Genomic DNA, 7,290 nt, shown 5'->3' on the forward strand with positions numbered 1-7,290 from the left:
GGACCTCGGTCGCCCTGGAGGCGGCCGAGGTGCGGCTAGGGTCCCTCCGTGAAGAACGGAATGCCCCCCTCCGCTCCGCCCTCGTCCACCGGTGCCCCGGACGTCCCTCCGGCCCCCGACCCGGCCGTGCCCCCGGCCCCGACCGCCGCGCCGGGCTCCCGGCTCGGCTGGCTCGACGCGCTGCGCGGCCTCGCCGCCCTGGTCGTGGTGATGCAGCACTTCGGCGTGCTGAGGATGCTGCCGCACGGGGAGTTCATACGGCGCAACTTCGACATGGGCCTCTTCGGGGTCATGCTGTTCTTCATCGTCAGCGGCTACATCATCCCGGCCTCGCTCGAGCGCCGCGGCGACGTCCGGGGGTTCTGGATCGGGCGGATCTTCCGGATCCACCCGGCCCTGATCGTCACCCTGGCCGTCTCGATCATGATGCTGCCGGACGGCGACGGCTCGGTCCGCCTCCTGCGCACCGGCGACGACCTGACCTCACTGATAGCCAACGGCCTGCTGCTCCCGGACTTCCTGGGCATCCCCAACGGCATGAACGTCACCTGGACGCTCTGCTACGAGATGGTCTTCTACTTCTTCGTCACCGCCCTGTTCACCCGCGGCCTGCACCGGCACAGCGCCCCCCTCGCGGTCGGCTGCGCCGCCCTCGCCCTGACGGTCGGCACGGCCGTCGGGGAGCACCTCCTGACGCCCGACCCCGGCTCGGTGCGGCCGCTGCTGCTGATCGTCACCCCGGTCGCGCTCGCGGGCTTCGCCGGTGTGCTCAGCGGACGGCCGGGGCCGACCAGGGCGGGCGCCGTGCTGCTCGGCGGGCTCGGCCTGGTGCTGGTCACGCTGAACAGCAGGGCGCCCTGGTTCGAGACCTGGACGATCTTCGCGACCATGTTCGCCGGGACGGCGGTGTACCGGGCGCAGCACGCCCGGCGGGGCAGCACCCCGTCCCTGGGCGCCATCGGGTTCGTGGTCGTCGCGGGCACGCTGGTCGGGTGGCTGTACAACCGGGGCGGCTTCGAGAACCACACGTGGACCACGGGCTGGCAGTCCTGGTCGTTCGCGTACCTGGCCGCCTGGATCGTCTTCGGGATCGGCTTCCTGCTCCGGGGGCGCCGCTTCCCGCGGGTGCTGACCTGGCTCGGCGCGATCAGCTTCTCCCTGTACCTGCTGCACTTCCCGCTGCTGCGCACGATCGGACACCTGGTGGGAGTGCCGCCGCTGCCGTCTTCGACGCTCGGCAAGTTCGTCTGGACCGGGCTGTTCTTCACCGTCGCGCTGGCGGCGAGCCACCTGATGTACCGCCTGGTCGAGCTGCCGATGCAGAACCTCGGCCGCCGTGTCCAGCGGGCGGCGGCCCGCCGCCGCCCGACCGCCCCGGCCGCACCGGCCGCACCGGCTGCTCCTGCCGGGCCGGTTCCTGCCCCGCGGGCTGCCCGGGAGGAACCGGCCCGGGCGGGCGCCACCGCGCGGGACGGCGGCTAGCCGCGTTTCCCCTGGTCAGGGGCCCAAGATTCCCAAGCTCAGAGCGCGGGTTCGATTCCCGTCACCGGCTCCACGCAAAAGCCCCGGGCCGTCGGCCCTGGACTTCTTTGTTGTCCGGCCGGTCTTGGCGGACCGGACGGTGGGCCTTGCTATTGCAGCGGGAACGGGAGGGCGGTGCCGACCTGCACCGCTCCGGTGAGGGCCAGCAGCAGCGCCAGTACGACCCCCGGCCACACCCGCGTGCCGCGGGCGAGCGTGTCCGGCACGTCCACGGGGCCGGTGCCCGCCGAAGTCGTCGACGGCACCCGCCGCCCTGCGACCAGGCCGGGCAGGCGACCGGCAAGCGCCGCGACCGGTCGGGGCAGCCGTCCGGCGAGGGCACCGACCAGGGCGGCGGGGACGACGGCCACAACGCCCTGTCCGACGAACGCTCCCGCGAAGTCCTGGAACGAGGACCAGTCGAACGCTTCATCCCGGAAGAGCACGCCGACCAGTTGCCAGGCCCAATACACGGTCACCGCCGCCGTCCCGGCCAGACAGCCCGAGGCCAGGCCGATCAGGCCTGCCGCCGCGGACCCCCGTGCGGCGGTGGCCCACGACGCCATCACGGCGGCCGCGACCTGCACGGTGACCAGCATCGACATGAGCTGCAGGTCCACCTGCTGTTCGTCGAGCGGCCGGAGCCGGGGCAGCAGCACGTCCGACCAGGACTGGAACGGGGGCAGCTGCGTGAGGACGACCACCGCGGCCGCCACGGCGGCGGCCAGCACCAGGCGCCGGCCGTGCCGGGGCTCGGCCGGCCGCTGCCACGGGCCCGTCGCGGTCTCGGCGGACGGTGTTGACGGCGCCCACAGGCCCAGCACGACGAACGCGGCCAGCAGCAGCGCGGAGCAGGCCAGCAGGCCCGGAGTTCCGAAGAGGACCAGCTGGTAGTACCCGAAGCTGAGGAGCCGCGGCACGGACATCTGGCTGCTGTGCAGGCTGCGCCAGTACGTGAGCAGGGCCGCGAACCCCGGTGCGGTCACCAGCGCCAGCAGGATCGCTCCCGTCGGGCCCGCGGAGGGGCGTCCGGCCCGCCACAGCGCCGCGGCCGCGGCGGCGGCGCGGAACAGGAGGACCAGCCCTCCGGTCAGGACGCCCACCAGGAGCAGCCCGTGCGACGGCGAGACGGCCATGACGTCGTCCCAGGAGAGGTCGAGCGTGGGCAGGTCCCAGGCGGCGGCCTGGCCGGCCAGCAACCCCGCCGTCGCCGCGAGGGCCGGCCACAGGCCCCGCGGCGGCCGCCCGCCGAACCGGGCGGCCCGGGCGGTCGCCCGTAGGGCCCACGAGGCGAGCGCGCCGCAGAAGAGGATCCCGAGCACGAGGGCCGCGACCGCGGTCGGCCAGAACGCCTCGTCGGTCACCCGCCGCACGGTCGACTCGAGCCCGGCGAAGGCGAGGCCGACCGCGAAGGCGGCGATGAGGGCATCGGGCACGTCGTACCGCGACAGCCGTGCCGGGTCGTGGACGACCGCGATACGAAGCGCCTTCGGCGGGTGCCAGCTCGCTGCCGCGAGGAACCGGGCCCAGTACCGGAGGAGGCCGGTCGGCTTCGGCTTGCCGGCGAGCGTTTCCAAGGCATCGACCAGGGCACCGCGGTCGTGCGCGGCCGAAGCAAGGTCGGCCTGGTGCTCGCGGGAACGCATCACCGAGCGGACGGCCAAGTAGACGACCAACAGGAGTGCCGCGGCAGCGGGCAGCACGTGGAGCAGGGTGAACGTCAGCCACCATCCGTCCAGTTGCGCCGCCTTGCCGGCCGCCTGGAGCAGCACGGGCAGCACCACGAGGAACGGGAAGACCCACCAGGCGGACACCACCATCCGGGTCAGGTGCACCTCGCCGCCGCGCAGATGGGCCAGCTCGTGCCGGATCACCGCGCGGACGAGCGCGGGTCTGGTTCTGAAGACCCGCCCCGCCAGACCCCCGTCGACGTAGACCGTATGGCGGCCGAGGCGGCCGTCGGCCACCGCGGACGCGGTGATCCGGTCGCGAATCCTGAGTTCGGGGACGGGAACCCCCATCTGCTCGGCAAGACCTGGCAGTTCGACCCCGATCGCCACGTGGAGGTGGTCGGTCGCGGGCGCGACCCTCGTGCGCCGGCGGCGCCACGCCGGGTACAGGAGGTACAGCACCGTCGACAAAAGGAACAGCAGGCCGACGGCACCCAGCTCCCACAGCACGGCGAACCGGGCGACGCGCACGTCGCACCCGTCCGGCATGGGGTACGGAAGATCCGGGTACCGAGCGGCGCAGTCGCTCACGGTGGGCAGGAGCCCGGAACCGAATTCGGCGAACCACTGGTAGTAGGGGACCGCGGAGACCATCAGCGTGCCGAAGAAGAGCACGAACCTGGACGTGGTGCCAACGAGCTCGGCGTCAGACGGAGCGGGCAGCGGGCCCGCCTCCGCTCGCCGGGGCGCGGTCACAGATCGCCGAGCAGGGATCCCAAGCGGTCGGCCGCGGCCGCGGCCTCGCGAGCCGGCCTGCCGTGGGCGACGAGGCGCTGGGTCAGGTCCGCCTGCGCCCAGAGGATCTCCTCCGGACTATAGACGGCAACACGCTCGGAGGGGTGAGCGGCCGGCACCGCGGCACGGCGGCGGGCCCGGCGTGCGCGCAGGCGGCCCCACACGCTGAGGGCTCCCTCCTTGGCGGCGCCCGCGGCCAGGTCGTTCAACACCGCGTACAGCAGGGGGGTGAGGACCACGACCAGCTCTCCGGCGCCGAAGCCGGCCGCTTCGTCTCCGTGCCCCGGACCGACGTCCACGGAAGCGGGGTTCCTGACGTACATGTCCGCCACGTCGCCCAGGTGCTCCAACTCCTCGGGCGCCTCGGACGCGACCACGTCGCGCACCAACGACTCGTACGTCATCACCTCGGCCATGCCCACCCTTCCCTCGAGATGCACGAAGCCTGGTCGGCCGCGACCCGCAGCGTCAACGGGATGCGGGGCGGATACGGAAGGGGTTGTCCGCACTCCCGTCCGCCAGGACGAAGACCTCTACGTCCGCCGTGTAGAGCCGTGTAGACCGGCCTCGGACGTCCGGCGTCGTGACGGCTACTCGGAGGTGGTGGCGAGGGTGTGGGCCACGAGGGCGTTGGCGTGGCCGTGGCCGAGGCCGTGCTCGGACTTGAGCCACGCCACGAGCTCCATGTGCTTCGTCAGCGGGGACGAGCGGATGAGGTCCGTCCAGTACGCGAGGGGCTGGCCGTACTTCTTCTCGATGGACGGGAAGTAGCTGGCGGGGCCCTTGGCGGCCGGGGTGGCGCCTCCTGGCACCGCACCTCGCCGCGTTGTCGAGGCAGCCAAGTCCGTCCAGTAATAGGAAGCCTCTCCGCCTTGCGATGTACGGCACCAGACGCCGCGGGCTTACCGGCAAGATCCGAAAGAGACGACCTAACCGAGGCGCAGATGGTGCAGGAGCAGGAGGCCGGCCGCCATGTTGGCGGCCGGGACCTCGCCCCGGGCGATCATGTCCGGTACGAGTTTCAACGGCACCCACTCCCTGCGTGAGGACTCGAAGCCGTCCTCGGGCTCGCCGACGTACGTGGCCCCCTCCGCCCAGTACAGGTGGTGGCGGGCATCGGTGAGGCCGTTCGACGGCTCCACCGTCATCAGGTGGTGGAGGGGCCCGGGCCGCCAGCCGGACTCCTCCTCCATCTCCCGGGCCGCGGCGGCGGCGGTCTCCTCGCCGTCCTCCACCACCCCGGCGGGCAGCTCCCAGCCCCAGCTGTCGGTGATGAACCGGTGCCGCCACAGCAGCAGCACCTCGTTCGCCTCGTTGACGGCCGTGGCGGCCGCCACCGGGCGCAGCCGGATCACGAAGTGGTCCAGGTGCCGGCCGTCGGGAAGTTCCACATCGGCGAGGTTCACGTCGAACCAGCGGTTCTTGTACACGGTCTGCTCACTCAGGTTCGTCCACTGCACGGTATTGCCGCCTTCCGGATCGTCGGTGGCAACATGGCAGCAGGCGGAGGTGTCACAGCGGAACGCGCAGCGCCCCGTCGATGAGCCGGGCGGTCTCCTGCGCACCGGAGCAGCCGCTGTGCAGCAGTTGCTCGCGCACCGCCCGCAGCCGGTCCCGCAGCCGCAGCGACTCCATCCCCTTGGCCCGCTCGGCCATTTCGGCGGCGGCCGCCACGGCCCGGTCGGCCTCGCCCTGGCGCAGCTGGATCTCGCACAGCATGGCCAGCCGGTGGACCCGGCCGCGGTCGTGCGCGGGCGTGCCGACGGCCGCGGCCGCCTGCTCGTGGGCGGCGTCCAGGTCCCCCAGGCTCAGGAGCGCCTCCGCCACCTGTACGTTGACCAGCCCGGGCTGGACGTAGCCGGTCTCGTCGGGCTCGAGGCCGGGCGAGATCCGCTCGGCGGCCGCCTCGGCGTGCCGGATGCAGGTCAAGGCGGCCGCGGTGTCGCCGAGTTGGGCGTAGGCCTTGGCCTGCATCGCGTACAGGTCGGCCGCCAGGGCCGGGGTGGTGTGCCGGCCCGCGGCGCGCAGGGCCGCCTCGGCGAAGGCCACGGCCTGGCGGTGCTCGCGCAGGTGCAGGGACTGGTTGACGAGCAGGGCGATGACGTATGCGCCGAGCCCGCGGTCGCCGCTGGCCTTCGCGAGCCGCAGCGCCTGGTGGAAGTAGCGCTGGGCCAGGCCGTGGGCGTCGGAGTCGTACGCGCAGATCCCCGCCACCGCCACCAGGGAGCCGGCGGCCCGGTGCAGCAGGCGGCCCAGGTCGTCGGGGTAACTCCCGCGCAGCATCGGCGCGGTCTCGCTGCCGAGGAAGCGGACGATCCGGGCGCGGGTGGCGACCCCGCCGGCCCGGCGGTACATCAGCTCGTAGTGCGCGCGGGCCGCCCGCAGGACCTCGATGTGCTCGGGGCCGATCCGGCGGGGCCCGTCCCGGGAGACGTCGGCGTCCTCGGGCGGGTTCTCCCACTCCCAGACCGGGATCACCGCCGGGGTGCCGGTGAGGGCCTCCGCGGTGAGCAGCGGGAAGCGGCCCTGCTCGTCGCTGCGCCACAGGGCGGCGGCCCGGTCGACGAAACCGCTGAGCGGGGAGGCGTGCGGGGCGGTGGCCTGGCCGGGCAGGCCGAGCCCCACGTCGTCCAGGGAGACGGGGCGGCGCAGCCGGCTGCCGAGCACCTCGCAGATCAGGTCCGGGACCTGGCCGCGGGGGCGCTGGCCCTTCAACCACCGGGTGACGGCGGTGTGTTCGTACCGCAGCGCGAGTCCGCGTGACCGGCCCGCCTGGTTCACGTGCGCGGCGAGTCCGGCGTGGGACATGCCCGCCTCGGCGAGGAGGGCGTCGAGCAGGGCGTTGGGCTGCATGGACCCCTCCAAGGGCTCTCCGGTCCGGCCCGCTCCCAGGCTAGTGGGTGGGCGGTGCGCGCGGGGGTGAACTCCGTTGGATTCACACGGGGTGTGAAGTGAGTACGCGCATAAATGCGATACGCACCCTGCCGGGGAGGGGGGTGGGGGCGGTTCACTGAAGAGCCTCGCCAGAGAGGCAGCCCGGGTCGTCGGCTCCCCCTCGTACAGTGCGACGACCCGTCACCGCGTCGCCCGTTCCGCTGTCTGCCCGACACTCCACGGCGGGCGGGCGACGCGCCTCGGCTCCGCCGGGGCCCGGTTGGTCGCCGGGTCCCGGCCCGGAGCCGGGCGGACCGCGCGCCGGGCCCTCCCACCGGCCGGCCGCGGCCGGTCCGACGGGAACGCCGTCAGCTCCGGGGCGCCGGCGAGTTCCCGTTCCCAGAACGCCAGCTGGCGCTCGCCGGTCCCG

General features: G+C 73.5%; 7 protein-coding genes. 1 reads left to right on the forward strand and 6 read right to left on the reverse strand.

What is annotated here, in order from left to right:
• Positions 1-48: 48 nt before the first annotated feature.
• Entirely contained in the window at positions 49-1,482 is a 1,434-nt protein-coding gene (locus ABZ924_RS29875) for an acyltransferase (RefSeq protein WP_361916473.1), read from the forward strand.
• A gap of 149 nt (positions 1,483-1,631) precedes the next feature.
• Here the strand turns inward: ABZ924_RS29875 and ABZ924_RS29880 are convergent, their stop codons facing one another.
• The 6 genes from ABZ924_RS29880 to ABZ924_RS29905 form a co-directional block, all read right to left on the reverse strand.
• Positions 1,632-3,866, reverse strand: coding sequence for a M48 family metalloprotease (locus ABZ924_RS29880; protein WP_361916476.1), 2,235 nt, complete (start codon positions 3,864-3,866; stop codon positions 1,632-1,634).
• Positions 3,867-3,943: 77 nt separating this feature from the next.
• Positions 3,944-4,402 (reverse strand): hypothetical protein, encoded by a 459-nt coding sequence (locus ABZ924_RS29885; protein ID WP_361916479.1) that lies wholly within the window; start codon positions 4,400-4,402, stop codon positions 3,944-3,946.
• 174 nt (positions 4,403-4,576) lie between these two features.
• Positions 4,577-4,798, reverse strand: coding sequence for a DUF4287 domain-containing protein (locus tag ABZ924_RS29890; protein WP_361916482.1), 222 nt, complete (start codon positions 4,796-4,798; stop codon positions 4,577-4,579).
• Positions 4,799-4,915: 117 nt separating this feature from the next.
• A complete protein-coding gene (locus ABZ924_RS29895; protein ID WP_361916485.1) occupies positions 4,916-5,446 on the reverse strand; it encodes an NUDIX domain-containing protein in 531 nt (176 codons plus the stop codon).
• 52 nt (positions 5,447-5,498) lie between these two features.
• Positions 5,499-6,839 carry a transcriptional regulator gene (locus tag ABZ924_RS29900; protein ID WP_361916488.1) on the reverse strand — a complete coding sequence of 447 codons (1,341 nt, stop codon included), beginning with the start codon at positions 6,837-6,839 and terminating at the stop codon, positions 5,499-5,501.
• Between the two features lie 222 nt (positions 6,840-7,061).
• On the reverse strand, positions 7,062-7,290 hold a 229-nt coding region (locus tag ABZ924_RS29905), incomplete at its 5' end, for a hypothetical protein (protein WP_361916491.1).

The organism is Streptomyces sp. NPDC046876, from assembly GCF_040645035.1.
In the GTDB taxonomy this organism is placed as follows: Bacteria; Actinomycetota; Actinomycetes; order Streptomycetales; family Streptomycetaceae; genus Streptomyces.

Excerpts from the sequence above, each read along its gene's own strand:
- ABZ924_RS29885 (WP_361916479.1), bottom strand. The coding sequence starts at position 4,402 with ATGGCCGAGGTGATGACGTACGAGTCGTTGGTGCGCGACGTGGTCGCG.
- ABZ924_RS29900 (WP_361916488.1), bottom strand. The coding sequence starts at position 6,839 with ATGCAGCCCAACGCCCTGCTCGACGCCCTCCTCGCCGAGGCGGGCATG.